Genomic DNA, 25,732 nt, shown 5'->3' with positions numbered 1-25,732 from the left:
AAATATGCGGGTGTTCTGGGGGTGTCTTGCCGAGGCGGGAAGCGCGGGGTGACCCGCGCGGTGTGGCCTCGTGCGGCGTCAGGCGGCGAGCGCGCGATCGACGAGCAGCGAAAAGGCCACGGTGCGCAGGCGCGCGACGGCCTGAGCCGTTGCGGGCACGTGGTCTCGAGCAGCGTGGCTGGCTTGCTGGGTCGGCGTGTTCGTTTGCATCGCTTCCTCCTGTTCTGGTTCCGAAGTTCGGATGGGATGGAGGAAACTGTATCAATAACTATTGATATCGATAATTTGATTTATCCAATCTATCAAATAGGCAATAGTTATTGGGGTCGCAATACAAAATGCAAGGGAACGTTGCGGCGGACAGAACGCCGCCGCGGAGGGAGAACCGGCGAGGTGCCGCGCGAGCGCCGCGCGGCGATTGCCGGGAAAGTCAGACGGTTTCGGCGGGCGCCTCGATCTTCTTCACGCCCGGCAGCTCGCAGGCATGGATCGCCTCGACGATGGCCTCGATGGCCGGCATGCGCGTGAAGCTCTTGCGCCAGGCCAGCACCACGCGGCGGTCCGGCACGGGATCGTCGAACGCCACGTACGAGAGCAGCCCCGCGTCGATGCCCGCCGCCTGCGGCTTCACCTCGGCCACCGACATGCGCGGCAGCACCGTGATACCCACACCGCTTGCGACCATATGGCGGATGGTTTCCAGCGAGGAGCCTTCGAAGGTCTTCTGGATGCCGTCGGCGTTCTGCGAGAAGCGCATGAGTTCCGGGCACACGCCCAGCACATGGTCGCGGAAGCAATGGCCGCTGCCGAGCAGCAACATGGTTTCCTGCTTGAGATCGTCGGGGTCGATCTTCTCGCGCTTCTCCCACGCGTGGCCCGAAGGCAGCGCCACCACGAACGGCTCGTCGTAGAGCGGCCGCAGCGTGAGGCCGGTTTCGGGGAACGGCAGCGCCATGATCGCCACGTCGATCTCGCCCTGCTTGAGCAGCTCGATCAGCTTGAGCGTGTAGTTCTCCTGCAGCATGAGCGGCATTTGCGGCACGCGCTTGATCATCTGCTTCACGAGCGTGGGCAGCAGATACGGTCCGATCGTGTAGATCACGCCAAGGCGCAGCGGCCCGACCAGCGGATCCTTGCCCTGCTTGGCGATTTCCTTGATGGCGAGCGTCTGTTCGAGCACGCGCTGCGCTTGCGTCACGATCTGCTCGCCGATGGGCGTCACGCTCACTTCGCTCGTGCCGCGCTCGAAGATCTGCACATTCAGCTCGTCTTCGAGCTTCTTGATGGCAACCGACAACGTGGGCTGGCTCACGAAGCAGGCTTCCGCGGCCCGTCCGAAGTGGCGCTCGCGAGCGACGGCGACGATGTATTTCAGTTCTGTGAGCGTCATTGGAGGACCAAATAGGGGAACATCAACAACAATCGAAACGGTGAATCAATAGCTTGGAGTTATACACCTATGAAGGCGATTCGCCAATCATTCGCGCCAATTCCGGGGCGCGATCAGATTCTTCAGACGACGCCGAAGCGCGCAGGTTCCCGCGGCGGTCCACACCGGTTCCCTACGCCTTGAGATATTGCTCGCGTGCGCCGAGCCAGCGGTTCAGATGCTGCGTGACGACGTGCGGATATTCGTGCAGCAGGCGTTCGGCGGCTTCGCGCGCGGGCTCGATGAGCCACGCGTCGTTTTCGAGGCTCGCGAAGCGCAGCATGGCCGCGCCCGACTGGCGCGCGCCGAGGAACTCGCCGGGGCCGCGAATTTCGAGGTCCTTGCGCGCGATCTCGAAGCCGTCGGTGGTTTCGCGCATGGTTTGCAGGCGCGCGCGGCCCGTGAGCGAGAGCGGCCCGGTGTAAAGCAGCACGCACACGGACGCCGCCGTGCCGCGCCCCACGCGCCCGCGCAACTGGTGCAACTGCGCGAGTCCGAAGCGCTCGGCGTGCTCGATCACCATCAGCGAGGCGTTGGGCACGTCCACGCCCACTTCGATCACCGTGGTCGCCACCAGCAACTGCACGTCGTTGCGCGAAAACGCGTCCATGACCGCCGCTTTATCGGCAGGCGCAAGGCGCCCGTGCACCAGCCCGACCGCGAGTTCGGGCAGCGCGGCCACGAGCGTTTCGTAGGTCTCGACGGCCGTTTGCAGTTGCAGCGTCTCGCTTTCCTCGATCAGCGGACACACCCAGTAGACCTGGCGCCCCGTGAGCGCCGCCGCGCGCACGCGCGCGATCACCTCTTCGCGGCGCGCGTCGGAAACGAGCTTCGTGAGGATCGGCGTGCGGCCCGGCGGCAGTTCGTCGATGGTGGACACTTCGAGGTCCGCGTAATAGGTCATGGCGAGCGTGCGCGGGATCGGCGTGGCCGACATCATCAGCTGATGCGGCTGGAACTCGCGATCCGCCTGATCCGCAGACGGATTCACCCGCCGCGCGTTCTGCGCCTTCGCGCGCAACGCGAGCCGCTGCTCGACGCCGAAGCGATGTTGTTCGTCGACGATCACGAGCCCGAGGCGCGCGAATTCCACGGCGTCCTGAATGATCGCGTGCGTGCCGATCACGAGCTGCGCCGTGCCGAGCGCCGCCGCTTCGAGCGCGGCGCGCTTGTCCTTCGCCTTGAGGCTGCCCGAGAGCCACGCCACTTGCACGCCCAGCGGTTCGAGCCAGCCGCGCAGCTTGCGCGCGTGCTGTTCCGCGAGAATTTCGGTGGGCGCCATGAGCGCGGCCTGATAACCGGCGTCGATGGCTTGAGCCGCCGCGAGCGCCGCCACCACGGTTTTGCCGCTGCCCACGTCGCCTTGCAGCAGGCGCTGCATGGGATGCGGCTGCTCCAGATCCTGCGCGATCTCGCCGACCACGCGTTCCTGCGCGTTCGTCAGCGTGAACGGCAGCGCCGCGCGCAGCCGCGCGAGCAGCGTGGTCTCGCTGTCGCGGCCCGCCACGTGACGCGGCATGGCGGGCGCCGCGCGCGTGCGGCGCTCCTCGTGGGCGCGCTTGAGCGAGAGCTGCTGCGCGAGCAGTTCCTCGAACTTGATGCGCGTCCACGCGGGATGCGTGCCGTCGATGAGCGCGTGCTCGTCGGCGTCGATGGGCGGATGATGCAGCGTCTTCACCGCGCCCATGAGCGGCGGCACGTCGAGCGGCGCCATGAATTCGGCGGCAATGGGCTCGGGCAGCAGTTCGGGCAGATACGCGCGGGCGAGCGCGTTGTCGATAGCCTTGCGCAGATACGCCTGACTCACGCCCGCCGTGGACGGATACACGGGCGTGAGCGCTTGCGGCAGCGGGGTTTCGTCGTCGACGACCTTCACCGCCGGATGCACCATCTCCATGCCGAAGAAGCCGCCACGCACGTCGCCGCGCACGCGCAGGCGCTTGCCGATCGCCATCTGCGCGACCTGCGAGCCGTAGAAGTTCAGGAAGCGCAGATGCAGTTCGTCGCCGCGATCGTCGTGCAGTTTCACGACCAGCTGGCGGCGCGGGCGATAGGCGATCTCGTTGTCGAACACCACGCCTTCGGTTTGCGCGACGCCGCCCGGCAGCAATTCGCCGATGGGCGTGAGCGTGGTTTCGTCCTCGTAGCGCATGGGCAGATGCAGCACGAGGTCGATGTCGCTGCGCAGGCCGAGCTTGGCGAGTTTGTCGGCGGTTTTGGCGAGCTTGGGCTTGTCGGCGGCTTTTTTGTCGGCGGCTTTTTCCGAGCCTTTGGCTGCCGCTTTTTCCGCCGTTTTCTTCGCGGCGCGTTTGCGCGCGGGTACGGTGGCTTCGGCGTGGTCTTCGGCGGATCGTGGCGCGTCGGACGCGCGCGCGGTGTCGTCGCCGGGAGAATCGGCTTCAGACATCAATCGGCTGGCGGACGAGGCGGACGAGGGCATGGGCATTCGCAAGTACAATAACGGCTTTCCGGCATCCGGCATGGCAACGCGCGCGCGGTTCAGCGCAATTCGGTGCGCTGGCACGGCGCACCGGCTTTCGGGCGCATCGCCGCAATCATAGCCGCTCGAGGTCGGCTGGCGAGCGTCGCGAGGTCATTCGGGGCGCGATCCGGCGTGCGAAGCGGCATGGCGGCAGCGCCGGATCGTGCGAAGGATCGGCCCATGAATCCGTCGATCGACCGGCAACGCTCAGGCAACGCTCCCGGCACCCGGCGCGTGCTCCGCAAAGCGCGGCGGCGGCAGCTTACCGCCGCTCTCGTGCGCGCGAATTCGCCAGCGCGAGGCGCCGACGGTTGCCTGACCGGCGTGCGCTTTGGCCAGTGCGACCGGAGCGCTTTCGCCGATACGCCCCTGCCCGCGCCCCTTGCCCAACCCAGGCGCTTTTCCGTTTTTTCCAGGCCGCATGTTCAAGCTTTCCGATTTCGATTTCGACCTTCCCGAAGCGCTGATCGCGCAGACCGCGCTGCCCGAGCGCAGCGCGAGCCGCTTGCTGGAAGTCGACAACGCCGTGCAACCCGCGCGGCTCACCGACCGCACCGTTGCCGACCTGCCCGCGTGTCTCGCGCCCGGCGATCTGCTGGTGTTCAACGATACCAAGGTTCTGAAGGCGCGTTTCTTCGGCCAGAAGGCCAGCGGCGGCAAGATCGAGGTGCTCGTGGAGCGTCTCACCGGCGCGCGCACGGCGCTCGCGCAGATCCGCGCGAGCAAGAGCCCGGGCCCCGGCACCGTGCTGCGTCTCGCCGACGCGTTCGACGTGACCGTGGGCGATCGCGTCGAGCCGTTCTACACGCTGCACTTCCCCGACGACTGCCTCACGCTGATCGAGCAGTTCGGCCGCTTGCCGCTGCCGCCGTACATCACGCACGACGCCGACGCCGCCGACGAAACGCGCTACCAAACCGTGTTCGCGCAGAATCCGGGCGCGGTGGCCGCGCCCACGGCGGGCCTGCACTTCGACGCCGCGCTGCTCGCGAAACTCGAGGCGCAAGGCGTGGAGCACGCAACGCTCACGCTGCACGTGGGCGCGGGCACGTTCCAGCCGGTGCGCGTGGAGAACATCGCCGACCACACGATGCACAGCGAATGGTACGAACTGCCGCAATCGCTGGTGGACAAGATCGCCGCCACGCGCGCGCGCGGCGGCCGCGTGATCGCCGTGGGCACGACCTCGATGCGCGCGCTCGAAGCCGCCGCGCGCGACGCCGCGAACGAAAACCGCGCGCTCGCGGCCACACAGGCCGAAACCGATATTTTCATCACGCCGGGCTATACGTTCCGCGTGGTGGATCGGCTCGTGACGAACTTCCACTTGCCCAAATCGACGCTGCTGATGCTGGTTTCGGCGTTTGCCGGTATCGAAACGATTCGCGCCGCGTACAAGCACGCGATCGACGAGCGCTATCGCTTCTTCAGCTATGGCGACGCCATGCTGCTGACGAAGACCGCCGACGCACTGAAGGCCTGAGAAGGCCCGACGATTTCCCGGCCGCCACGCCTGACAGACGGGCGCGGCGGCGTTTCACTATCTGCGCCGGACTGTTTTCCGGTTGCCCAGGAGTCCAACGCATGACCGACGGTCAGCAAAGCAACGCACGCGCCGAACACGGCGCCTATCTCGGCGAACGCCCGCAAAACGGCCTGAAGTTCGAGCTGCTCAACACCGACGGCCTCGCGCGCCGCGGCCGCGTCACGCTCAATCACGGCGTGGTCGAAACGCCCATCTTCATGCCCGTGGGCACTTACGGCACCGTGAAGGCCACCCAGCCGCGCGAGCTGGAAGAAATGCACGCGCAGATCATCCTCGGCAATACCTTCCACCTCTGGCTGCGGCCGGGTCTGGAAGTGATCGAGGCGCACGGCGGCCTGCATCGTTTCATGGGCTGGAACCGGCCGATCCTCACGGATTCGGGTGGCTTCCAGGTGTTCTCGCTCGGCGACCTGCGCAAGATTTCCGAAGACGGCGTGCGCTTCGCCTCGCCCGTGAACGGCGACAAGCTGTTCCTCTCGCCCGAAGTGTCGATGCAGATCCAGAAGGTGCTGAATTCGGACATCGTCATGCAGTTCGACGAATGCACGCCCTACGCGACGAACGGCGTGCCGACCACGCACAAGGAAGCCGCCGACTCCATGCGCATGTCGATGCGCTGGGCGCAACGCTCCATCGACGAATTCAACCGTCTCGGCAATCCGAACGCCCTCTTCGGCATCGTGCAGGGCGGCATGTTCGAGGACCTGCGCGACGAGTCGCTGGCCGGGCTCGGCGAGATGCCGTTCCACGGTTACGCGATCGGCGGTCTTTCGGTGGGCGAGCCGAAGGAAGACATGATGCGCGTGCTTCAGCACATCGCGCCCAAACTGCCCGCCGACAAGCCGCACTACCTGATGGGCGTGGGCACGCCGGAAGATCTCGTGGCGGGCGTGGCCTCGGGCGTCGACATGTTCGACTGCGTGATGCCCACGCGCAACGCGCGCAATGGCTGGATCTTCACGCGTTTCGGCGACATCAAGATCCGCAACGCCACGCACCGCAACTCGCTGCGCCCGCTCGACGAGCAATGCAGTTGCTACACCTGCCGCCACTTCACGCGCGGTTATCTGCATCACCTGCATCGCGTGGGCGAAATCCTCGGCGCGCAGCTCAACACGATCCACAACCTGCACTACTACCTGGAACTGATGAGCGAGATGCGCGCGGCGATCGAAACGCAGACGTTCGCGGCGTTCCGCCAGCGCTTCGCGGAGCAGCGCGCGCGCGGCACCGACTGACGCGGCGCGAAGGTGCGGCGCGTGCGCCGTGCGGGCCGCGCGAACCGACAAGCTTTTTAGCTTTGTTCCGATTGCGCGCCGCTCGCGGCATCGCCAGACTTTACAATCGTCTTACGCGACGATGCCGGACAACAGCGCGGCGAATCGCGCACACCGCGCGAAAGCCGCGCCGGATTTGCCCCGGTTACGCGTAAACGCTTGATCGCAAAGCGCATTTCGCGTCATCGTCGTGAGGAATGCCGGTGGTAGAATAACCGGCTTGCTTTTTGTGATCGTTCGTATAAACGGAGAGACCAACGTGTCGTTCATTACCAATGCCTTCGCTCAAGGCTCCGCAGCCGGTGGCGCTGAATCGAGCCTGATGAGCTTCCTGCCGCTGATCCTGATGTTCGCCGTGCTGTACTTCATCATGATCCGTCCGCAGATGAAGCGTCAGAAGGAACATCGCAACATGCTCGCGGCCATGGCCAAGGGCGACGAAGTCATCACGAGCGGCGGCATCGTCGGCAAGATCACCAAGGTGGGCGAAGCCTACGTTGGCGTGGAAGTGTCGGACGGCAACGAAATCACCGTCCAGAAGTCGTCGGTTTCGACCATCCTGCCGAAGGGCACGATCAAGTCGCTGTAAGGCTGCAAGCGTTCTTCCAGCCGGCGCGCGCCAACTGGCGCTTCTCGCTCGGCTTCGCGCGTCCGGCCCGGTCTTTGCCGCCTGAATCGCTTTCGGGCGCATCCTCGAAGATCATCCCGGGCGCGCGCCTCGAAGCGGCCATTCCCTTCCCCCGTTGGGCCAACCAATGAACCGTTATCCCCTCTGGAAATATGTCGTGATGCTGGTGGCGCTCGTCATCGGCCTCGTGTACACATTGCCCAATTTCTTCGGCGAAGCGCCCGCGGTCCAGGTGTCGAGCGGCAAAGCCACCGTCAAGCTCGACTCCGGCACGCTCGCCCAGGTCGAAGCCGCGCTCGCCGCGAGCAACATCAAGGCCGACGACGTCACCTTCGACAATTCGTCGATGAACGCGAACATTCGCGTGCGCGTCGCCGACACGGACACGCAGTTGCGTCTCAAAGACGCGCTGAGCAAGGCGCTCAACGCCGACCCGACCGACCCGCAATACATCGTCGCGCTGAACCTGCAAAGCGCCTCGCCGCGCTGGCTGACGGCGCTGCATGCACTGCCGATGTACCTCGGTCTGGACCTGCGCGGCGGCGTGCACTTCCTGCTCCAGGTGGACATGAACGGCGCGCTCAGCAAGAAGCTCGACTCCGACGCTTCCGACGTGCGTTCGCTCCTGCGCGACAAGAACATTCGCGACGGCGGCGTGAACCGCGTCGGCCAGACCGTCGTGGTCAATTTCGCCGACTCCGCCGTGGCCGCCCAGGCGCGCTCGGTCCTGTCGGGCTCGGGCGGCGTGAGCGAACTCGTGTGGGCGCAGCAAAACGCGCCCGACGGCGGCTTCCAGCTGGTCGGCACCTTCACGCCGGCCGTGAAGAAGACCGTGCAGGACGCGGCGCTCAAGCAGAACATCCAGACGCTGCACAACCGGGTGAACGAACTCGGCGTGGCGGAGCCCGTGATCCAGCAACAGGGCGACGACCGCATCGTGGTCGAACTGCCGGGCGTGCAGGACACCGCGAAGGCGAAGGACATCATCGGCCGCACGGCCACGCTCGAAGCGCGTCTCGCCGACCCGAACGGCCTGCACCCGAATCCGGGCGACGCGGTGCCGCCGGGCGACGAACTCTTCACGCAAGGCAACGCCGCGCCGGTGCTGCTGCGCAAGGCCGTGATCTTCACGGGCGACCGCATCATCGACGCTTCGGCGGGCTTCGACGAGCATCAGCGTCCGTCGGTCAACATCCGTCTGGACTCGGCGGGCGGCCGCGCGGTGCGCAGCGTCTCGCGCGACAACATCGGCAAGCCGATGGCGATGGTGCTGTTCGAGAAGGGCAAGGGCGAAGTGCTCACGGTGGCGACCATCCAGTCGGAACTGGGCGACCGCTTCCAGATCACGGGTCAGCCCACGCCGCAAGCCGCCGCCGACCTCGCGCTGCTGCTGCGCGCCGGTTCGCTCGCCGCGCCCATGGACATCATCGAAGAACGCACGGTCGGCCCGAGCCTCGGCGCGGACAACATCCGCAAGGGCTTCGACTCGGTGGTCTACGGCTTCGCCGCGATCGCCGTGTTCATGATCGCGTACTACATGCTGTTCGGCCTGATCTCCATGATCGGCCTTTCGGTGAACCTGCTGCTGCTGGTGGCCGTGCTCTCGATGATGCAGGCCACGCTCACGCTGCCGGGCATCGCGGCAATCGCGCTGGCGCTCGGTATGGCGATCGACGCGAACGTGCTGATCAACGAGCGCGTGCGCGAAGAACTGCGCAACGGCGCGCCGCCGCAACTGGCCATCCAGAACGGCTACGCGCACGCCTGGGCGACCATTCTCGACTCGAACGTGACCACGCTCATCGCCGGTCTCGCGCTGCTCGCGTTCGGTTCGGGCCCGGTGCGCGGTTTCGCGATCGTGCACTGTATCGGCATTCTCACGTCGATGTTCTCGGCCGTGTTCTTCTCGCGCGGTCTCGTGAACCTCTGGTACGGCGGCAAGAAGAAGCTGAAGTCGCTGGCCGTGGGTCAGGTGTGGCGTCCGGAACCGGAAGCCGGCGCCGTCACGGCGGGCGCGCCCGCACTGAGCGCCGGCGACGCGGGCACGGACACGGGCCGCGCGATCAGCGCCAATGCCGCGAATGCGGCGAAGCGCGAAACGGTCAAGGCCGGCGCCAAGGGCAACAGCGGCGCGCGCGCGAAGCCGCAGGTGCGCCGCCGCAACAGCCCCGACAACTCGGGTTCGTCCCGCTGATACGGAGTCAAGATCATGGAATTTTTCCGCATCCGCAAGGACATCCCGTTCATGAAGCACGCGTTGATCTTCAACGCGGTCTCCTTCATTACCTTCATTGCGGCGGTGTTCTTCCTGTTCCACCGCGGCCTGCACCTGTCGATCGAATTCACGGGCGGCACGGTCATCGAGGTGCAGTATCCGCAGGCGGTGCCGCTCGAACCGGTGCGTGATTCGCTCGCGAAGATCGGCTACGGCGACGCCCAGGTGCAGAACTTCGGCACCTCGCGCGACGTGCTGATCCGTCTGCCGATCAAGCAGAACCTGTCTTCGGCGCAGCAGAGCGACCAGGTGATGACCACGCTCAAGGCGGCCGAACCGCAGGTGCAGTTGCAGCGCGTGGAGTTCGTCGGGCCGCAGGTCGGCAAGGAACTCGCCACCGACGGTCTGCTCGCGCTCGCGTGCGTGGTGGCGGGCATCATCATCTACCTGTCGTTCCGCTTCGAATGGAAGTACGCCGTGGCCGGCGTGATCGCGAACCTGCACGACGTCGTGATCATTCTGGGCTTCTTCGCGTTCTTCCAGTGGGAGTTCTCGCTCTCCGTGCTGGCCGCCGTGCTCGCGGTGCTCGGCTACTCGGTGAACGAATCGGTCGTGATTTTCGACCGGATTCGCGAGACCTTCCGGCGCGAACGCAAGATGACGGTCACGGAGGTGATCAACCACGCGATCACGAGCACGATGTCGCGAACCATCATCACCCACGGCTGTACGGAAATGATGGTGCTCTCGATGTTCTTCTTCGGCGGCGCCACGCTGCATTACTTCGCGCTGGCGCTCACGGTGGGGATTCTGTTCGGCATCTACTCGTCGGTGTTCGTCGCGGCTTCGCTCTCGATGTGGCTCGGCGTGAAGCGCGAGGACCTCATCAAGGACAAGAAGGAAAAGTACGATCCGAACGATCCGAACGCGGGCGCGCAGGTGTAAGGCGCCACGCTCGAGTCGTATCGACATCGACATGAAAAAAGCCGGTTCTCGCGAACCGGCTTTTTTTTCGCCCGTTTGGCGCGTGCGCGCGAGCTACTTGTGCGCGACGACGATATGAAACTTGATGAGCACTTCGTCGGCGACCACCGAGGTGTCTTTCCACTGTCCCGTGCCGATGTTGAAGACTTGCCGCTGCACCGGCAGCGTGCCGTCGAAGGTCTGCATCGCGCCTTGCCGCGTGAGCACGACCGGCACCGAAACGGCTTCGGTGTGCCCCTTGATCGTCAGCTTGCCGTCCACGCGGTACTGGTTCGGCGCGGTCGGCACGATCGCGGTGGAGGTGAAGGTGGCCTGCGGGAACGCCTTCGAATCGAACCAGTCCGCGCCGCGCACGGATTCGTCGTAGGTCGAGTCGCCGAGGTCGTAGCTGCCCGTCTCCACGACGATGCGCGCCGTACCGCCCGTGGGCTTCGCGGGATCGAAGTCGATCTGCGCGCCGAACTTCGTGAAGTTGCCCTGCACCGCCACGCCCATTTGCCGCGACACGGCGACGATCGTGCTGGTGGCGGTCTCGAGTTGCGCCTGCGCCGCGTTCGCCGCGCACAGCGTTGCCACGACCAGCGCGCGCCAGCGGTTCGCGCGGCGAACGCCGCCCGGGCCGCCGGGCCGGTGCGCATGGCGCCGGATACCGCGCCAGATTTTCCATCCTTCCATGGTCTTCCCGCTTTGGCCTGGCCATGCCGGCCTGTTCTTGTCGAAATCATGCGCGACCGCGCGGCCGCACTGTCAGCAAGATAATCCATCCAGATGACGGCAAACATCTGTCAATTACGCACGATCGTGTTGCAACGTCTTACTCCTGCGATCTTGACGACGCCGCGCGCCCAAACGTGTCACACTCGCACGCTTCCGAGGCGCGCGCGGCACGCCGTTTGCGATGTCGCCCGGCCCCGCTTGATAACATGGCGGTAGCACGGCCGCGAGGCGCTCCCGCATCGTTCGTAATCTGCGCGTAACCCGCGCGAGACATGCGCGACGCCGCCGCGCGCCTTTCGTTCACGTCGTTTTGCGTCACCTGCCCGCATGGCCCAGGACAAACTGATCGCGTGTCACGATTGCGACGCGCTCTACCACAAGCCGCGCCTGCTCGGCCGCCAGTCCGCGCGTTGCCCGCGCTGCGGCGCGACGCTCTACAGCAACGCGGCGATGCAGCTCGACCGCATCTGCGCGATGACGGTAGCCGCGCTCGTCACGTTCATCATCGCGCAGTCGTTTCCAATCATCGAACTCGACGCCAACGGCATCACCACGGAGTCGAGCCTGTTCGGCGCGCTCGTCGTGCTGTGGCAGGAAAACATGCAGGTGGTCGCGGTCATGGTGTTCTGCGCGACCGTGCTGTTCCCGCTCACCGAAATGGTGGCGCTGCTCTATGTGCTGCTGCCCGTGCGGCGCGGCTATATTCCGCCCGGCTTCAATCACGTGCTGCGCGCGATCCAGTTCGTGCGGCCGTGGGGCATGCTCGAAGTCTTCATGCTGGGCGTGCTCATCACGATCGTGAAGATGGTGAGCCTCGCGCGCGTGATTCCCGAAACCGCGCTGTTCGCGTTCGGCGCGCTCACGCTGATGTTCACCGTGGTCGTGACCTTCGACTCGCGCACGCTCTGGGATATCGCCGACAGCCTGCGCGACGCCTCGCGCGCGGCGCGGGCGGGCGGCGCCGGGCCGGGCGGGCCGGGTTCGGGCGGAACGGGTCGCGCCAAGGGCGGCCCGCGACCCGCCCCGTTGCCGGGCACGCCATCGCCGGCCGCACCGGCCGCGCGCGAAGCGCAAGACGCCGGCGTTGCCGGGCCGCACGACGCCGCGCATCTCCGCAATCCACTCGGGGAACCCGAGATCCGCGACCCGCAGGCCGGCGCATCCGGCACCGCCAGCGGGATCGGGGCGATCGGCGCAACCGGGGCCGCCGCGGGGCAACCGGCCCCCGCCGGCAAGACTGCACATTGAACGCGCCTCAAACGCGAAATCCACGCACACTGAACCCATACTGAGCGCACACGAGGCGAACACGGGGCGCGCGCCGAACACTCACGAAGCACGCACTGAGCACGCGCCGCGCGCCCCGAACGCACCAAGGAACCCTGAGGCCATCCACGCCCGATGAAATTCCAGACCGCCACCGACGCCGGCTACCTCTCCTGCCACGCTTGCGGCCACGTGCAGCCGCACGTGCGCATCGCGGCCACGGACGCCCGGCAGCACGTTGTCGAGCGCTGCGAACGCTGCCATGCGCCCCTGCATCCGCGCAATCCCGACAGCATCGTGCGCACCTGGGCGCTGCTGATCGCCGCGGCGCTGCTCTATATCCCCGCGAATCTGCTGCCGGTGATGCACACGGCCTCGCTCGTCGGCGACGAGGACGACACCATCATGAGCGGCGTCGTCTACTTCTGGACTTCGGGCGACTGGCCGCTCGCCGTAATCGTGTTCATCGCGAGCATTCTCGTGCCGATGCTCAAGCTTTCCGTCCTCGCGCTGCTCTGCTTCACGGCGCAGCGCGGTTCGACCTGGCGGCCCGTCGAGCGCTCCAAGCTGTATCGCCTCGTCGAATTCATCGGGCGCTGGTCCATGCTGGACATCTTCGTTGTCACGCTCACCGTGGCGCTGGTACGCTTCCAGTCGCTTGCGGTGATCACGGCGGGGCCCGGCGCGATCGCGTTCGGTTCGGTCGTGATCCTGACGATGCTGGCCTCGATGCAGTTCGACCCGCGCCTGATCTGGGACCCGGTGGACGAAGACAAACACAAACCCGCGCAACACACTCAGGACCGCCCTCATGAATAGCCCGAAAGGACCGATCCCGCCAGCGGGAGGCGGACCGATTCCGCCCAATCTGCCCGAGCCGGAGATCGTCAAACCGAAGCGCTGGCTGCCTTCGCTCGTGTGGATCGTGCCGCTCGTCGCGGCGCTGATCGGCATCGGCCTCGTGGTCAAATCCGTCGCCACGCGCGGCCCGACCATCACCATCAGCTTCTCCAGCGCCGAAGGCCTCGAGCCCGGCAAGACCAAGGTCAAGTACAAGGACGTCGATATCGGTTCGGTGCGCGCGATCAAGCTCTCGCCGAATCTCTCGCATGTGATCGTCACGGTCGAACTCACGAAGGACGCCGAAGCATTCGCGGTCAAGGACAGCCGCTTCTGGGTCGTCAAGCCGCGCGTGGGCGCGAGCGGCGTCTCGGGCCTGACCACACTGCTGTCCGGCTCGTACATTGGCGCGGACGCCGGGCGCTCGCAGGATTCGCAGAGCGAATTCACGGGGCTGGAGGCGCCGCCGGCCGTCACCATCGACGAAAAAGGCCATCGCTACACCCTGCATAGCGGCACGCTCGGCTCGCTCGACATCGGCACGCCCATCTTCTTCCGCCGTATCCAGGTGGGCCAGGTCACGGGCTATTCGCTCGACAAGGACGGCACCGGCGTGACGGTGCAGGTGTTCGTGAGCGCGCCTTACGACCAGTACGTGGGCACCAACACGCGCTGGTGGCATGCGAGCGGCGTGAACGTGCAGCTCGATTCGAGCGGCATCAAGGTGAATACGCAGTCGCTCGCAACGATCGTGGTGGGCGGCCTCGCCTTCCAGGCGCCCGCCGGTCAGCCGATGGGCCCGCAAGCGCCCGACAACGCCACCTTCGCGCTCGCCTCCGACGAGAACGAAGCGATGCGCGAACCCGACGGCGCGCCGGTGCGCGTGGTGATGTACTTCAACCAGTCGCTACGCGGGCTTTCGGTGGGCGCGCCCGTGGACTTCCGCGGCATCGTGCTCGGCCAGGTGACCGACATCGGCATCGAATACGACGCCAAGGCGCACAACTTCACCATGCCGGTGACGATGGATCTGTACCCGCTGCGTCTCTCGCGCCGCACGCGCGGTGAAGCGCCGGTGCCGCATACGCCGCAGAGCCAGGAGCTGATCAAGCGGCTCGTCGCGCGCGGTTTGCGCGGCCAGTTGCGCACGGGCAACCTGATCACGGGTCAGCTCTATATCGCGCTCGACATCTTCCCGAAGGCGGCGCCCGCGAAGGTCGATCTGGACCACGAGCCGCTCGAACTGCCGACGGTGCCGAACTCGCTCGAAGAACTGCAGCAGCAGGTCGCCGACATCACGAAGAAGCTCAATCAGATTCCGTTCGACAAGATCGGCAACAACCTGAACGAGTCGCTCGTGAACGCGAACAAGCTGTTCGCGCAGGTCAACGACCAGGTGCTGCCGCAGATGCGCGGCACGCTCGACGAGGCGCAGAAGACCTTCGCCGCGGCGCAGTCCACGCTGCAGCAGGATTCGCCGCTGCAGTCGGACGTGCACCAGGCGATGCAGGAACTCACGCGTACGCTGCAATCGCTGAACTCGCTCTCGGACTACCTGGAGCGCCATCCCGAGTCGCTGCTGCGCGGCAAATCTGGAGACAAGCCATGATGTTTCGACGTGTCCCCGCTGCCGCGGTCGTTCGTTCTGTCACGGTCGGCGCGCTCGCCGCGGCGGCGCTGCTCGCGGGCTGCGCCTCGCCCACGAGCAACTTCTACACGCTGAGCCCGACCGACGACACGGCACATGCCACCGCCTCGCCTGCCGCGACCACGGCCGGCAATCCGTCGATGCTGATCGAACTCGCGCCCGTGGACGTGCCGCCGCAGGTCGCGAAGGCGCAGTTCGTCGTGCAAACCGACGCCAACCAGGTGCGCGTGCTCGAGCAGGAGCGCTGGGCCTCGCTGCCCGGCGACGAGATCCGCCGCGCGCTGTCGGGCGATCTCACGCAGGCGCTCGGCACCATCGACGTGTACGGCTCGCCGCATCCGGCGGGCGTGCCCGTGTACCGCGTGAGCGTGAACGTGCAGCGCTTCGAGTCGTGGCCCGGCTCGCACGCGCTCGTGGACGCCGTGTGGAGCGTGCGCGCGCTCGATTCGCAAACGGTCATGACCTGCCGCAGCACGCTGAACGAACCGGTGAGCGGCGGCTATGACGCGCTCGTGGTGGGGCATCGGCGGGCGATTGCGGCGTTGTCGGACTCGATCGCGAGCGGCGTGCGGGCGCTGGCGGCGGCGCCTCGGGTGACGTCGACCACGACGCCGGGCAATGCGAAATCGGCGGCAGTGAAGGCGAAGCCGGTGAGCGTGGCGTGTCCGCAGGTGGCGACAACAGGAAGTTGAGGCGGCTTCGCGGTTACTGAGGGCTATTTGCGCGCGCAATGCGCGCATTTGACGGACGATAAGACGCAATAAACGCGAGCGACGTAGCGTTGACCTTCCGCGTAGAGGTCGACGCTTAGCCCGCATCTTATCGAGTGTGTGAACTTAAGTTCACACACCTGTCAACCATGGATTACAATCCTCATGGCCTCACGATTCGCACGACCGAGGTGTTCGATACCTGGTTTGTCAATCTCAGCGACCGCATCGCGAAGCGTCGCGTTCAGGCCCGCATCGACCGGCTCATGCTCGGCAACCCCGGCGACACGCGTTCCGCGGGGGCGCCGGTCATTGAAATGCGCACTGATCACGGCGCGGGGTATCGCGTGTACTACGTGCAACGCGGCGCCATGCTGGTCATCCTGCTCTGTGGCGGCGATAAATCCAGCCAGGACGCCGATATCCGTGCTGCGCACGCCATGCTCGCGAATCTCGACACGGAGTAGCTAATGACTTCCAGCCCAAGCCAACCCATCGCCACCCGCCCGTGGGACTCCGCCGAGCATCTTCAAACCGAAGACGATATCGCCGATTACTTCGAAGCCTGCCTGCGTGAAGGCGGCGACGATCCGGCGTTTATCGCCCACGCGCTGGGCGTGATCGCGCGCGCACGCGGCATGAGCGAGATCGCCCGCGAAACGGGCATCAGCCGCGAAGGCTTGTACAAGGCGCTATCCGGCGAGGTCAATCCCAGCTTCGGGACGATTCTGAAGGTCGTCAAGGCGCTTGGGCTCGAGCTGCACGGCTCGAAGGCGTCGGCCTGAACAAGCGCGCGGACTCGCCCCCGCCACCCACTCCAGCCCCCCGCCGCAACCCGCGTACAATAGCGCCTTCCCCGCAGCGTCCGCACCCTCCTTCATGTCTTTCGATTTCTTTGCCCCCTGCCCGCGCGGCCTCGAAGCCGCGCTCGTCTCCGAACTGATCGAGACCGCGAAAAATCGCCTGCCGCCCGGCGCCATGTCCGTCGGCGCCGAAGTGCCCGGCGGCGTGCATTTCCGTGGCAACTGGGCCGGCGGCATGGCCGCGAACCTGCATTCGCGCATCGCGAGCCGCGTGCTGCTGAAGATCGCGCAGCGCCCGTATCGCGACGAGCACGACATCTACGAACTCGCGCGCGAGCAGCGCTGGGACCAGTGGTTCACGGCGAACGAGACGCTGCGCGTCGACATCACCGCGATCAAGTCGCCGCTGCGCAGCCTCGAATTCGCCACGCTGCGCGTGAAGGACGGCATCTGCGACCGCATGCGCGACAAAGCCGGCGCGCGCCCGAGCATCGACACCACCTACCCCGACGTGCGCGTCTTCGCGTTCCTCACGGCAACCGATTGCACGCTCTATCTCGACACCTCGGGCGAGCCGCTCTTCAAGCGCGGCTGGCGTCTCGACAAGGGCGCCGCGCCCCTGCGCGAGAATCTCGCCGCGGGCATCCTGCGCCTCACGGGCTGGACCGCGGGCACGCCGCTTTACGACCCGATGTGCGGCAGCGGCACGTTCCTCGCCGAAGCCGCGCAAGTCGCGCTCGACATCGCGCCGGGTCTCGACCGCAGCTTCGGCTTCGAGCGCCTCAAGCAGGCCGAAATGGCCGCATGGCGCCATCTGAAGAGCGAGGCGAATACCGCGCGCAACACCGCGCAGAGCGGCAAACGCGACCTGTTGATCTTCGGCAGCGATATTTCCGACGTGATGCTCGACAAGGCGCGCGCGAACTTCAAGCGCGCCGGTTTCGGCAACGTGCCGCTCAAGCAGCTCGACGCGCGCAACATGACGCCGCCCGCCAGCGGCGCTGGCGTGCTGGTCGTGAATCCGCCGTACGGCGAGCGGATCGAGGTGCGCGGCCGCAACGCGCGCGGCGAAGCGCGGCCCACGGCGCGTGAAATGCGCGGCGACGACGACGACGGCTTCCGCCGCATCCAGGACGACACGCCCGATCCCGAGTTCTTCCACGCGCTCGGCGACGCGCTCAAGCAGCGCTTCACCGACTGGCGCGCGTTCTTCCTCACCTCCGACCGCAAGCTGCCTGGCCAGTTGCGCCTGCGCGAGGCGGCCAAGACGCCGCTCTACAATGGCGCGCTCGAATGCCGTCTGTTCCGCTTCGACCTGATCGCGGGCAGCGTGCGCCAGCGCCCGGCGTCGAAGCCCGCCGCGCCGGAAGATCAGGACGACGCGCAGTAATTTTCAGTATCGATGTCGATGCGAAAACGGCGGCAAGGTTTCATCACCTTGCCGCCGTTTTTCATGGCTTACGCGATGGCGTGAAAGCCGCTCAGGCACCCACGCTGAGCGTCGCGCTCGCGTCGCGGATCACGAGCGGGCCGCCGTTCGGCTCGACCGGCAGCGGGTAGCCTTCGTATTCCGGAAACAGTCGCGGCAGCACGAATTCGGGCATCGCATAGCGCGAGAAGCAGCGCGACGTCGATCCCGGATGGATCAGGTGCAGACAGTTCGCCTGGGTGTCGTCGGCGGCGAGCACCGTGTGCCCCGCGTCGACGACCCGGCGGATAAAGCTTTCGTCCTCGCCGAGGTTCACGTCGTCGAAACGCGCCGTCTCGAACAGCGCCTTGCGATACACGTACGCGAAGCCGTAGAAGAGGATAAAGTCCGCGCCGATCTTCATCTTCTCGTGGAACGTGACCGTCTCCACGGTCTTGCCCGTCAGCATGTAATGCAGCCCGACACGCGCGTTCAGATCCATGTAGCCCAGAAAACGCGTGTGCGGCGCATACATCCAGAACGTCGCGAGCTTCATGAGGCCCGCGTGGTTCTCGCGCAGCAGCTTCGTCATGTCGGCGAGATAGCGCGCGCCGTAGTGATCGTCGTCGTCGAAATGGGCGATCAATTCGCCGCGCGCCCGCTCGACCAGAAAGTTGCGCTTCGCCCCGATCGTCATCGGCGCTTTCGACCAGTCGTAGCGCACGCGCGCGTCCTGCTGCGCGAGCGTTTGCATGAAGGCGCTGGGCGCGGGAGAGTCGTCGAGGACGAGCCATTCCCAGCTCACCTGCTGACGCGCCACGCAGCGCGCGATGGCGGGCAAAAACGCCGCGCGATTGGCGGTGGGCGTGATGATCGAAACAGTGGGAGACATGCGGATGCGGGACGTTGAGCGGGACGTTGAGGGGATGCGGTGCGCCGATTACAACAGATGCGCGCGCGGGCCTCTCTCGAAAAGGTTCGAAAAACGCGTTGGTCGCAGCGTCGAAATGCGTTTCGACCGACGTTTCCAAACTCGAGGGCCACAACGCTACTGACAAGACGTTGTCAGCAGCCCTTGCGCACACTGCGTCTACGCCATCCGGCGTTGCTGAAGCCGCCTGGCAACAGCCATCCAACAAGGAGCGCAACGTGTCCACCGAACTGTCCAGCCTGCCCCGCGTCATCTCGTGGTTCGAAATTCCCGCGCACGACCTGGAGCGCGCCGCCCGCTTCTACGAAACGGCCTTCGATACGTCGTTGCAGCGCGAAGTGGTCGGCGGCGTGCCCATGGCGCTGTTCGCCCACACCGAGACCGAAACCGGCGGCTGCATCGTCTTCAATCCGCAAGACGCCAAGCCCGACCCGAAGGGCGTGCTCGTGTATCTGAACGCACAGCCGTCGGTCACCGCCGTGCTCTCGCGCGTCGAGAAAGCCGGCGGCAGGAAGCAGGGCCCGGCGCTCGAACTGCCGAACAACTATGGCTACATCGGCTTCTTTATCGACACCGAGGGCAATCGCGTGGGTTTGCACGCGCCCAAGCTGGTGTGAGCGCGTTGCGCGTGTTACACCCGGCGCGCGCGACACAGGTGAGACAGGCGAAGTGCGCGGGTGCCGGCGCAACCGGCGCTATCATCTGCGCATCGTCCGTTGGCTGGCGCGCGGCTTCGGCTGGTTTCGCGCCGGCCGCCGTCCCCCAGCGAGAGCCATGACCCGTCGCGCCGACCGCCTCTTCCGTATCGCCGAACTGCTGCGCGGCCGCCGTCTGACCACGGCGCAACAACTGGCCGAATGGCTGGAGGTCTCGCCGCGCACGGTGTATCGCGACGTGCGCGACCTGCAACTGTCGGGCGTGCCGATCGAAGGCGAAGCGGGCATCGGTTACCGGCTCGCGCGCACCGCCAGCCTGCCGCCGCTCACCTTCACCGCCGACGAGTTGACGGCGCTCGCGGTGGGCGCGCGCATGGCCGAGTCGTGGGGCGGCGCGGCGCTCGCGGCCGGGGCGCGCGGCGCGCTCGCCAAGGTCGCCGCCGCGATGCCCGCCGAGAAACGCGCGGTGCTCGAACGCATCGCCGTGTTCGCGCCCGCGTATCACGTCGATCCCGCGTTCTCCGACAAGCTCGACGCGCTGCATCGCGCCGTCGACACGCGGCTCGTCGTGCGCTTCGCGTATTGCGACCGCATTGGCGCGCACACGGAGCGGCGCATCTGGCCGCTCGGGCTCGTCTATTGGGGCGCGCAGTGGACGGTGGGCGCGTGGTGCGAAATGCGCGAGGACTTCCGCAATTTCAACATCGAGCGCATGGGCACGGTGGAAGTGCTCGAACCGTTTCCCGACGTGAGCGGCCGCCGTCTCGCCGACTACCTGCGGCGCGTGAATGCACCTTCGATGTGAAGTGCTGCGCGCGCGCATGGAAAAAGGCGCGCAAACCGTTGCGGATGCGCGCCTTTTTATCGTCGATACCGAAGCGAAACGCCCCGCCTACTCCACCGCCTTCACCATGTCCTCGATCACCTTCTTCGCGTCGCCGAACACCATCATCGTCTTGTCCATGTAGAAGAGTTCGTTGTCGAGGCCCGCGTAACCGGCCGCCATCGACCGCTTGTTGACGATGATCGTGCGCGCCTTGTACGCCTCGATGATCGGCATGCCCGCGATCGGCGACTTCGGGTCGTTCTTGGCCGCGGGATTCACCACGTCGTTCGCGCCGAGCACCAGCACCACGTCCGTCTGGCCGAACTCGTTGTTGATGTCCTCCATCTCGAACACCATGTCGTAGGGCACTTCGGCTTCGGCGAGCAGCACGTTCATGTGGCCCGGCATGCGGCCCGCCACGGGGTGAATCGCGTAACGCACGTCCACGCCCTTTTCCACGAGCTTGTCGGTGAGTTCCTTCAGCGCGTGCTGCGCGCGCGCCACCGCGAGACCGTAGCCCGGCACGATCACCACGCTCTCCGCGTTGCCGAGCATGAAGGAAGCGTCGTCGGCGGAACCCGACTTCACCGGCCGCTGCTCCTGCGCGCCGCCCGCCGCGGCCGCGCCCGCCTCGCCGCCAAAGCCGCCCAGCAACACGTTGAAGAACGAGCGGTTCATCGCGTGGCACATGATGTACGAGAGGATCGCGCCCGACGACCCCACGAGCGAGCCCGCGATGATCAGCATGGCGTTGTTGAGCGAAAAGCCAATGCCCGCCGCCGCCCAGCCCGAGTACGAGTTGAGCATGGAGACGACCACGGGCATGTCCGCGCCGCCGATCGGAATGATGATGAGCACGCCCAGCGCGAACGCGATCAGCGTCATGACGATGAACGGCAGCCACGACTGCGTGAGGAAGAACAGCACGCCGAAGCCGAGCATGCCGATCGCGAGCATCAGGTTGATCAGATGCTGGCCGGGATACACCACGGGCGCGCCCTGGAACAGGCGGAATTTGTACTTGCCCGAGAGCTTGCCGAAGGCGATCACCGAGCCGCTGAAGGTGATCGCGCCCACGAACGTGCCGATGAACAACTCGATGCGGTTGCCGTAAGGCAGGAAACCCGGATACGGCGCGTCTTCCGCCACGAGCCCGAACGCGGCCGGTTCGGAAACGACCGCATAGGCGATGCACACGGCCGCGAGACCGATCAGCGAGTGCATGGCCGCGACGAGTTCGGGCATCTTCGTCATTTCCACGCGCGCGGCCACGTACGCACCCAGGCCGCCGCCCACCACCAGCGCGCCGAACAGCAACGCGAGACCGAGGCCGAGATTGGAGCCGAACTGGGCGGACTCCTTCACGATCAGCGCGAGCGTGGTGAGGATGGCGATGGCCATGCCGACCATGCCGAACAGGTTGCCGGCGCGCGCGCTGCGCGGGTTCGACAAGCCCTTGAGCGCCTGGATGAAGCACACCGACGCCACGAGGTAGAGCAGCGTAACGACGTTCATGCTCATCGTGCGCCCTCCTTACGTTCGGCCACGGCGAGCTTCTTCGGCTCTTTCTTGCGGAACATCTCCAGCATGCGCCGCGTGACGAGAAAGCCGCCGAACACGTTCACGGCCGCGAGCAGCACCGCGAGCGTGCCGAAGAACTTGCCGGAGAAGCCCACGGTCAGCCCCGTGGCGAGCATCGCGCCGACGATCACGATTGCCGAGATCGCATTGGTCACGGCCATGAGCGGCGTGTGCAGCGCGGGCGTGACGTTCCACACGACGTGATAGCCCACGTACACGGCCAGCACGAAGATGATGAGATTGATGACGGTATGGTTGATGACTTCCATGCTGAGGTCTCCTTCGCGTCATGCCTTGCGTGCGACAGCGCCGTCGCGGGCCAGCAGCGTGGCCGCGACGATATCGTCGGTGAGGTCGAGGTTGAGCGCGCCTTCCTTCGTCACGATCAGCTTCAGAAAGTCGAGCAGATTGCGCGCGTAGAGCGCCGAGGCGTCGGCGGCCACCATCGACGGCAGATTCGTGTAGCCGCAGATCTGCACGCCGTGCTCCGTGACCACCTGATCGGCCACGGTGAGCGGGCAGTTGCCGCCGCGCCGCCCGCTGGCCTGATCGGCCACGGGCCCGCGGCCCGCCGCGAGATCGATCACCACGGAGCCCGGTTTCATCGCCTGCACGGCCACGGCGGGCAATAGCGTGGGCGCGTCGCGGCCCGGAATCAGCGCGGTCGAGATCACGATGTCGGCCTGGCGCGCGCGCTCGTGCACGAGTTGCGACTGGCGCGCGAGCCACGAAGGCGGCATCGGCCGCGCGTAGCCGCCCACGCCCTGCGCGGCTTCGCGTTCTTCCTCGGTTTCGAACGGCACGTCGAGGAATTTGCCGCCCAGCGACTCGATCTGCTCTTTCACGGCCGGACGCACGTCGGACGCTTCGATCACCGCGCCCAGGCGCCGCGCCGTGGCGATCGCCTGCAAACCGGCCACGCCCGCGCCCAGCACCAGCACGCGCGCGGCTTTCACGGTGCCGGCGGCGGTCATGAGCATCGGCATGAAGCGCGGGTACAGGTTGGCCGCGACCAGCACGGCCTTGTAACCGGCGATGTTGGCTTGCGACGAGAGCACGTCGAGGCTTTGCGCGCGCGTGGTGCGCGGCGCGGCCTCGAGCGCGAAGGCCGTGACGCCCGCCTGCGCGAGCAGCGCGGCGTTCTGCGCATTGAAGGGATCGAGCATGCCGACGAGCGTGGCGCCGCGCTGCATCAGCGGCAACTCGGCTTCAACCGGCGACTGGACCTTGAGCACGAGTTCGGCGCCGAACGCGGCGGCCGCGCTGGCGATCTGCGCGCCCACGGCCGTGTAGGCCTCGTCGGGGTAGCTCGCGCCGGCGCCCGCGCCGGCCTGGATCGTGACCGTGTGGCCCTGCGCGACGTACTTCTTGACGGTCTCCGGCGTCGCGGCCACGCGGCTTTCGTTCGCCCGGGTTTCCGCGGGCACTCCGATATGCATCGTTGTTCCTCCTCGACTGCTTGTTCTAGCTGTTCTGGCTCGAATCGAGCGGAGGGAAGCCGACGACGGACACGCAACGCACGCGCAAACGCCGGCAACCAGGGCAACGGCAAACGCAAAATCACGCCCCACTTTAACCGAAAGCGCGCGCACGTTTGTAGACGGATTACCCTCGATTTTTTGCGCTGCAACGCGCCGCGTCGCGCCGCCCGACCGGCCGGTCGGGACTGCGTCGGGATACCGAAATGCCGCGCGCACGGCCAATGTTGCGCCTCGACCGCCCATCGACGACAAAACCCGCGACGACGAAACCCGTGCCGATCCGGCCCCGGGCAGCGTTCGCGGCGTCCCGGTAAAATACCGGCCCATGAACGAGGAAACCTGGGCACCCCACGTCACCGTGGCCGCGATCGTCGAGCGCGACGGGCGCTTTCTACTTGTGGAAGAGCACACGAGCGCCGGTCTGCGCCTGAATCAGCCCGCCGGGCATCTGGAGCCGGGCGAGACGCTGCACGACGCCGTGGTGCGCGAAACGCTCGAGGAAACCGCTTATGCGTTTACGCCCGAGGCGCTCGTGGGCGTGTACATGACGCATTTCGGCAAGCCGGGCGAGAGCGGCGCGACCTATCTGCGCTTCACGTACTGCGGGCAAGTGGCGGCGCAGCCCGAGAATCGCGTGCTCGATCCCGATATCGTGCGCACCGTGTGGATGAGCGTGGACGAACTGCGCGCCGCGAGCGAGCGCCATCGCACGCCGCTCGTCATGCAATGCGTCGACGACTACCTCGCGGGCAAGCGCGTGCCGCTCGATTTCGTGCAGACGCACGCGACGGCGCCCAGAAAGACGCAATGAAAGCAGCGATAGCGCAGCAATAAGGCAGCAGCAAAATGAGCAAACGTAAGGTCGTGGTGGGCATGTCGGGCGGCGTGGATTCGTCGGTTACCGCGTGGCTGCTCAAGGAGCAGGGGTTCGACGTCGTCGGTCTCTTCATGAAGAACTGGGAAGACGACGACGACAGCGAGTACTGCTCGACGCGCGAGGACTGGATCGACGTGGTCTCGGTCGCGGATCTGATCGGCATCGACGTGGAAGCCGTCAACTTCGCCGCCGAATACAAGGATCGCGTGTTCGCGGAGTTCCTGCGCGAGTATTCGGCCGGCCGCACGCCCAACCCCGACGTGCTCTGCAACGCCGAGATCAAGTTCAAGGCGTTCCTCGACCACGCGATGTCGCTGGGCGCGGAAACCATCGCCACGGGCCATTACGCGCGCGTGCGCCAGAACGAGACCCACGGCCGTTTCGAGCTGCTCAAGGCGCTCGATCACACCAAAGACCAGTCGTACTTCCTGCATCGCCTGAATCAGGCGCAGCTTTCGAAGACGATGTTCCCGCTCGGCGAAATCCCCAAGACGAAGGTGCGCGAGATCGCCGAACAGATTGGCCTGCCGAACGCGAAAAAGAAGGACTCCACCGGGATCTGCTTTATCGGCGAACGGCCGTTCCGCGACTTCCTGAACCGCTATCTGCCCACCAAACCGGGCCCGATGATGACGCCCGACGGCAAGGTCGTGGGCGAGCACATCGGCCTTGCGTTCTACACGTTCGGCCAGCGCAAGGGTATCGGCCTCGGCGGCAGCAAGGACGGCAGCGGCGACCCGTGGTTCGTCGCCGGCAAGGACATCGCCACGAACACGCTCTACGTCGTGCAGGGCCACGATCATCCGTGGCTGCTCGCGCACGAGCTGCGCGCGGGCAACGTGAGCTGGGTCGCGGGCGAAGCGCCCGCCGAAGATCAGGCGTGCGGCGCGAAAACGCGCTATCGCCAGGCGGACGCGCCCACGGTGTTCCATCGCGCGGACGACTTCGGCGCGGGCCAGTTCTCGCTGCATTTCCCGGAGGCGCAGTGGGCCGTCACACCGGGCCAGTCGGCCGTGCTCTACGACGGCGACGTGTGTCTTGGCGGCGGCATCATCGAAGCCGTGACGACGCTCGAACCGCACGTACCCGCCGTGCCGCCGCCCGAGGCGCCGAAGAAAAAGAAGCGCCCGGCGCGCCGCAAGCCCGCCGCCACGGCTCAAAACGCGCCCACGCACGCCGCGACGCCGAGCGAAACGTAAGGAAACCACCCGCGAAGTGCAAGGCTTCGCGGCTTTTCTCGCGGGACGTTTCCCATCGTCCTACCGCGCTTTCAGCACAACGCCGAAATCCGCCGCAAAGGTTGCAACGTTCGCGGCGAACTTTCACGAACTTGCGGCATGATTCGGGCAAGCCGCGCCAGGACGGAACCGCGATCGACGCGAATCCGGCGCGCGGCGGACGCGCACCGCCCCCTCCGGCGAGTCGCG

General features: G+C 66.3%; 23 protein-coding genes and 1 pseudogene. 16 read left to right on the top strand and 8 right to left on the bottom strand.

Going from position 1 to position 25,732, the window contains the following annotated elements; genetic code table 11:
• Positions 1–78 precede the first annotated feature (78 nt).
• From FAZ98_RS35920 to recG, 3 genes are all read right to left on the bottom strand, one after another.
• Positions 79–210, bottom strand: coding sequence for a hypothetical protein (locus tag FAZ98_RS35920; RefSeq protein ID WP_267904834.1), 132 nt, complete (start codon positions 208–210; stop codon positions 79–81).
• A 220-nt stretch (positions 211–430) separates the two neighbouring features.
• Entirely contained in the window at positions 431–1,390 is a 960-nt protein-coding gene (locus tag FAZ98_RS02180; protein WP_158948353.1) for a hydrogen peroxide-inducible genes activator, read from the bottom strand.
• Positions 1,391–1,562: 172 nt separating this feature from the next.
• Positions 1,563–3,836 (bottom strand): ATP-dependent DNA helicase RecG, encoded by a 2,274-nt coding sequence (gene recG / locus FAZ98_RS02175; protein ID WP_233272639.1) that lies wholly within the window; start codon positions 3,834–3,836, stop codon positions 1,563–1,565.
• Positions 3,837–4,332: 496 nt separating this feature from the next.
• Between recG and queA the strand changes: the two genes are divergently transcribed.
• The 5 genes from queA to secF all read left to right on the top strand — a co-directional run bounded on the left by queA (position 4,333) and on the right by secF (position 10,522).
• On the top strand, positions 4,333–5,394 hold the full coding sequence (queA, locus tag FAZ98_RS02170) for a tRNA preQ1(34) S-adenosylmethionine ribosyltransferase-isomerase QueA (RefSeq protein ID WP_158948349.1): 1,062 nt from the start codon (positions 4,333–4,335) through the stop codon (positions 5,392–5,394).
• Between the two features lie 101 nt (positions 5,395–5,495).
• A complete protein-coding gene (tgt, locus tag FAZ98_RS02165) occupies positions 5,496–6,695 on the top strand; it encodes a tRNA guanosine(34) transglycosylase Tgt (protein ID WP_158948347.1) in 1,200 nt (399 codons plus the stop codon).
• A gap of 298 nt (positions 6,696–6,993) precedes the next feature.
• Positions 6,994–7,323, top strand: coding sequence for a preprotein translocase subunit YajC (gene yajC / locus FAZ98_RS02160; RefSeq protein ID WP_158948345.1), 330 nt, complete (start codon positions 6,994–6,996; stop codon positions 7,321–7,323).
• A 166-nt stretch (positions 7,324–7,489) separates the two neighbouring features.
• Entirely contained in the window at positions 7,490–9,556 is a 2,067-nt protein-coding gene (gene secD / locus FAZ98_RS02155; RefSeq protein ID WP_158948343.1) for a protein translocase subunit SecD, read from the top strand.
• 15 nt (positions 9,557–9,571) lie between these two features.
• On the top strand, positions 9,572–10,522 hold the full coding sequence (secF, locus tag FAZ98_RS02150; RefSeq protein ID WP_158948341.1) for a protein translocase subunit SecF: 951 nt from the start codon (positions 9,572–9,574) through the stop codon (positions 10,520–10,522).
• A gap of 93 nt (positions 10,523–10,615) precedes the next feature.
• Here the strand turns inward: secF and FAZ98_RS02145 are convergent, their stop codons facing one another.
• Positions 10,616–11,236 carry a YceI family protein gene (locus FAZ98_RS02145; RefSeq protein WP_158948339.1) on the bottom strand — a complete coding sequence of 207 codons (621 nt, stop codon included), beginning with the start codon at positions 11,234–11,236 and terminating at the stop codon, positions 10,616–10,618.
• 369 nt (positions 11,237–11,605) lie between these two features.
• On the opposite strand from FAZ98_RS02145, the pseudogene FAZ98_RS02140 reads away from it, so the two are divergent.
• The 7 genes and pseudogenes from FAZ98_RS02140 to FAZ98_RS02110 form a co-directional block, all read left to right on the top strand.
• A pseudogene (locus tag FAZ98_RS02140) lies at positions 11,606–12,205 on the top strand (paraquat-inducible protein A); the annotation flags it as partial.
• A 474-nt stretch (positions 12,206–12,679) separates the two neighbouring features.
• The gene (locus FAZ98_RS02135) at positions 12,680–13,363 is read left to right on the top strand and encodes a paraquat-inducible protein A (RefSeq protein ID WP_158948335.1); all 684 of its coding nucleotides are present in this window, start codon (positions 12,680–12,682) and stop codon (positions 13,361–13,363) included.
• Positions 13,356–14,993, top strand: coding sequence for a PqiB family protein (locus tag FAZ98_RS02130; RefSeq protein ID WP_158948333.1), 1,638 nt, complete (start codon positions 13,356–13,358; stop codon positions 14,991–14,993). The genes FAZ98_RS02135 and FAZ98_RS02130 overlap by 8 nt, the downstream gene beginning before the upstream one ends.
• Positions 14,990–15,724: a PqiC family protein gene (locus tag FAZ98_RS02125; RefSeq protein ID WP_158948331.1), complete on the top strand. Its 735-nt coding sequence runs from the start codon at positions 14,990–14,992 to the stop codon at positions 15,722–15,724. The genes FAZ98_RS02130 and FAZ98_RS02125 overlap by 4 nt, the downstream gene beginning before the upstream one ends.
• 167 nt (positions 15,725–15,891) lie before the next feature.
• Positions 15,892–16,209, top strand: a complete 318-nt coding sequence (locus FAZ98_RS02120; protein WP_158948329.1) for a type II toxin-antitoxin system RelE/ParE family toxin — start codon at positions 15,892–15,894, stop codon at positions 16,207–16,209.
• A 3-nt stretch (positions 16,210–16,212) separates the two neighbouring features.
• Positions 16,213–16,527 (top strand): addiction module antidote protein, encoded by a 315-nt coding sequence (locus tag FAZ98_RS02115; protein WP_158948327.1) that lies wholly within the window; start codon positions 16,213–16,215, stop codon positions 16,525–16,527.
• Positions 16,528–16,621: 94 nt separating this feature from the next.
• Positions 16,622–17,935, top strand: coding sequence for a THUMP domain-containing class I SAM-dependent RNA methyltransferase (locus tag FAZ98_RS02110; protein WP_158948325.1), 1,314 nt, complete (start codon positions 16,622–16,624; stop codon positions 17,933–17,935).
• Positions 17,936–18,026: 91 nt separating this feature from the next.
• Here the strand turns inward: FAZ98_RS02110 and FAZ98_RS02105 are convergent, their stop codons facing one another.
• Positions 18,027–18,845, bottom strand: coding sequence for a glycosyltransferase family 2 protein (locus tag FAZ98_RS02105; RefSeq protein WP_158948323.1), 819 nt, complete (start codon positions 18,843–18,845; stop codon positions 18,027–18,029).
• 257 nt (positions 18,846–19,102) lie between these two features.
• Here FAZ98_RS02105 and FAZ98_RS02100 point away from each other — a divergent pair, with 257 nt between their 5' ends.
• Positions 19,103–19,501, top strand: coding sequence for a VOC family protein (locus FAZ98_RS02100; RefSeq protein WP_158948321.1), 399 nt, complete (start codon positions 19,103–19,105; stop codon positions 19,499–19,501).
• 157 nt (positions 19,502–19,658) lie between these two features.
• Positions 19,659–20,345: a helix-turn-helix transcriptional regulator gene (locus tag FAZ98_RS02095; RefSeq protein ID WP_158948319.1), complete on the top strand. Its 687-nt coding sequence runs from the start codon at positions 19,659–19,661 to the stop codon at positions 20,343–20,345.
• An 87-nt stretch (positions 20,346–20,432) separates the two neighbouring features.
• Here FAZ98_RS02095 and FAZ98_RS02090 read toward each other — a convergent pair whose 3' ends face one another.
• Genes FAZ98_RS02090 through FAZ98_RS02080 form a run of 3 tightly spaced genes read right to left on the bottom strand, consistent with a single transcriptional unit; the run spans position 20,433 to position 23,386 of the window.
• On the bottom strand, positions 20,433–21,887 hold the full coding sequence (locus FAZ98_RS02090; RefSeq protein ID WP_158948317.1) for an NAD(P)(+) transhydrogenase (Re/Si-specific) subunit beta: 1,455 nt from the start codon (positions 21,885–21,887) through the stop codon (positions 20,433–20,435).
• Positions 21,884–22,216: an NAD(P) transhydrogenase subunit alpha gene (locus FAZ98_RS02085; RefSeq protein ID WP_158948315.1), complete on the bottom strand. Its 333-nt coding sequence runs from the start codon at positions 22,214–22,216 to the stop codon at positions 21,884–21,886. Before FAZ98_RS02085 ends, FAZ98_RS02090 begins: the two co-directional genes overlap by 4 nt.
• 18 nt (positions 22,217–22,234) lie before the next feature.
• Entirely contained in the window at positions 22,235–23,386 is a 1,152-nt protein-coding gene (locus FAZ98_RS02080; protein ID WP_158948313.1) for a Re/Si-specific NAD(P)(+) transhydrogenase subunit alpha, read from the bottom strand.
• Between the two features lie 367 nt (positions 23,387–23,753).
• Between FAZ98_RS02080 and FAZ98_RS02075 the strand changes: the two genes are divergently transcribed.
• Both FAZ98_RS02075 and mnmA read left to right on the top strand, forming a co-directional pair.
• Complete coding sequence (locus FAZ98_RS02075) at positions 23,754–24,239, top strand: NUDIX hydrolase (RefSeq protein ID WP_158948311.1); 486 nt, start codon at positions 23,754–23,756, stop codon at positions 24,237–24,239.
• A 35-nt stretch (positions 24,240–24,274) separates the two neighbouring features.
• Complete coding sequence (mnmA, locus tag FAZ98_RS02070; protein WP_158948309.1) at positions 24,275–25,504, top strand: tRNA 2-thiouridine(34) synthase MnmA; 1,230 nt, start codon at positions 24,275–24,277, stop codon at positions 25,502–25,504.
• Positions 25,505–25,732: the final 228 nt, after the last annotated feature.

Origin of the sequence: Paraburkholderia acidisoli (assembly GCF_009789675.1) — a bacterium.
Taxonomy (GTDB): Bacteria; Pseudomonadota; Gammaproteobacteria; order Burkholderiales; family Burkholderiaceae; genus Paraburkholderia; species Paraburkholderia acidisoli.
This window is presented reverse-complemented; position numbering and strand designations above follow the sequence as displayed.

What these genes read in the sequence shown, in the direction of transcription:
- FAZ98_RS02125 (WP_158948331.1), top strand. Translation starts at nt 14,990, where the DNA reads ATGATGTTTCGACGTGTCCCCGCTGCCGCGGTCGTTCGTTCTGTCACG.
- FAZ98_RS02145 (WP_158948339.1), bottom strand. Translation starts at nt 11,236, where the DNA reads ATGGAAGGATGGAAAATCTGGCGCGGTATCCGGCGCCATGCGCACCGG.
- FAZ98_RS35920 (WP_267904834.1), bottom strand. Translation starts at nt 210, where the DNA reads ATGCAAACGAACACGCCGACCCAGCAAGCCAGCCACGCTGCTCGAGAC.
- FAZ98_RS02115 (WP_158948327.1), top strand. Translation starts at nt 16,213, where the DNA reads ATGACTTCCAGCCCAAGCCAACCCATCGCCACCCGCCCGTGGGACTCC.
- FAZ98_RS02120 (WP_158948329.1), top strand. Translation starts at nt 15,892, where the DNA reads ATGGATTACAATCCTCATGGCCTCACGATTCGCACGACCGAGGTGTTC.
- secF (WP_158948341.1), top strand. Translation starts at nt 9,572, where the DNA reads ATGGAATTTTTCCGCATCCGCAAGGACATCCCGTTCATGAAGCACGCG.
- FAZ98_RS02105 (WP_158948323.1), bottom strand. Translation starts at nt 18,845, where the DNA reads ATGTCTCCCACTGTTTCGATCATCACGCCCACCGCCAATCGCGCGGCG.
- FAZ98_RS02075 (WP_158948311.1), top strand. Translation starts at nt 23,754, where the DNA reads ATGAACGAGGAAACCTGGGCACCCCACGTCACCGTGGCCGCGATCGTC.
- FAZ98_RS02135 (WP_158948335.1), top strand. Translation starts at nt 12,680, where the DNA reads ATGAAATTCCAGACCGCCACCGACGCCGGCTACCTCTCCTGCCACGCT.
- FAZ98_RS02085 (WP_158948315.1), bottom strand. Translation starts at nt 22,216, where the DNA reads ATGGAAGTCATCAACCATACCGTCATCAATCTCATCATCTTCGTGCTG.
- recG (WP_233272639.1), bottom strand. Translation starts at nt 3,836, where the DNA reads ATGTCTGAAGCCGATTCTCCCGGCGACGACACCGCGCGCGCGTCCGAC.
- FAZ98_RS02180 (WP_158948353.1), bottom strand. Translation starts at nt 1,390, where the DNA reads ATGACGCTCACAGAACTGAAATACATCGTCGCCGTCGCTCGCGAGCGC.
- FAZ98_RS02090 (WP_158948317.1), bottom strand. Translation starts at nt 21,887, where the DNA reads ATGAGCATGAACGTCGTTACGCTGCTCTACCTCGTGGCGTCGGTGTGC.
- queA (WP_158948349.1), top strand. Translation starts at nt 4,333, where the DNA reads ATGTTCAAGCTTTCCGATTTCGATTTCGACCTTCCCGAAGCGCTGATC.
- secD (WP_158948343.1), top strand. Translation starts at nt 7,490, where the DNA reads ATGAACCGTTATCCCCTCTGGAAATATGTCGTGATGCTGGTGGCGCTC.
- FAZ98_RS02130 (WP_158948333.1), top strand. Translation starts at nt 13,356, where the DNA reads ATGAATAGCCCGAAAGGACCGATCCCGCCAGCGGGAGGCGGACCGATT.
- tgt (WP_158948347.1), top strand. Translation starts at nt 5,496, where the DNA reads ATGACCGACGGTCAGCAAAGCAACGCACGCGCCGAACACGGCGCCTAT.
- FAZ98_RS02095 (WP_158948319.1), top strand. Translation starts at nt 19,659, where the DNA reads ATGACCCGTCGCGCCGACCGCCTCTTCCGTATCGCCGAACTGCTGCGC.
- FAZ98_RS02080 (WP_158948313.1), bottom strand. Translation starts at nt 23,386, where the DNA reads ATGCATATCGGAGTGCCCGCGGAAACCCGGGCGAACGAAAGCCGCGTG.
- mnmA (WP_158948309.1), top strand. Translation starts at nt 24,275, where the DNA reads ATGAGCAAACGTAAGGTCGTGGTGGGCATGTCGGGCGGCGTGGATTCG.
- FAZ98_RS02110 (WP_158948325.1), top strand. Translation starts at nt 16,622, where the DNA reads ATGTCTTTCGATTTCTTTGCCCCCTGCCCGCGCGGCCTCGAAGCCGCG.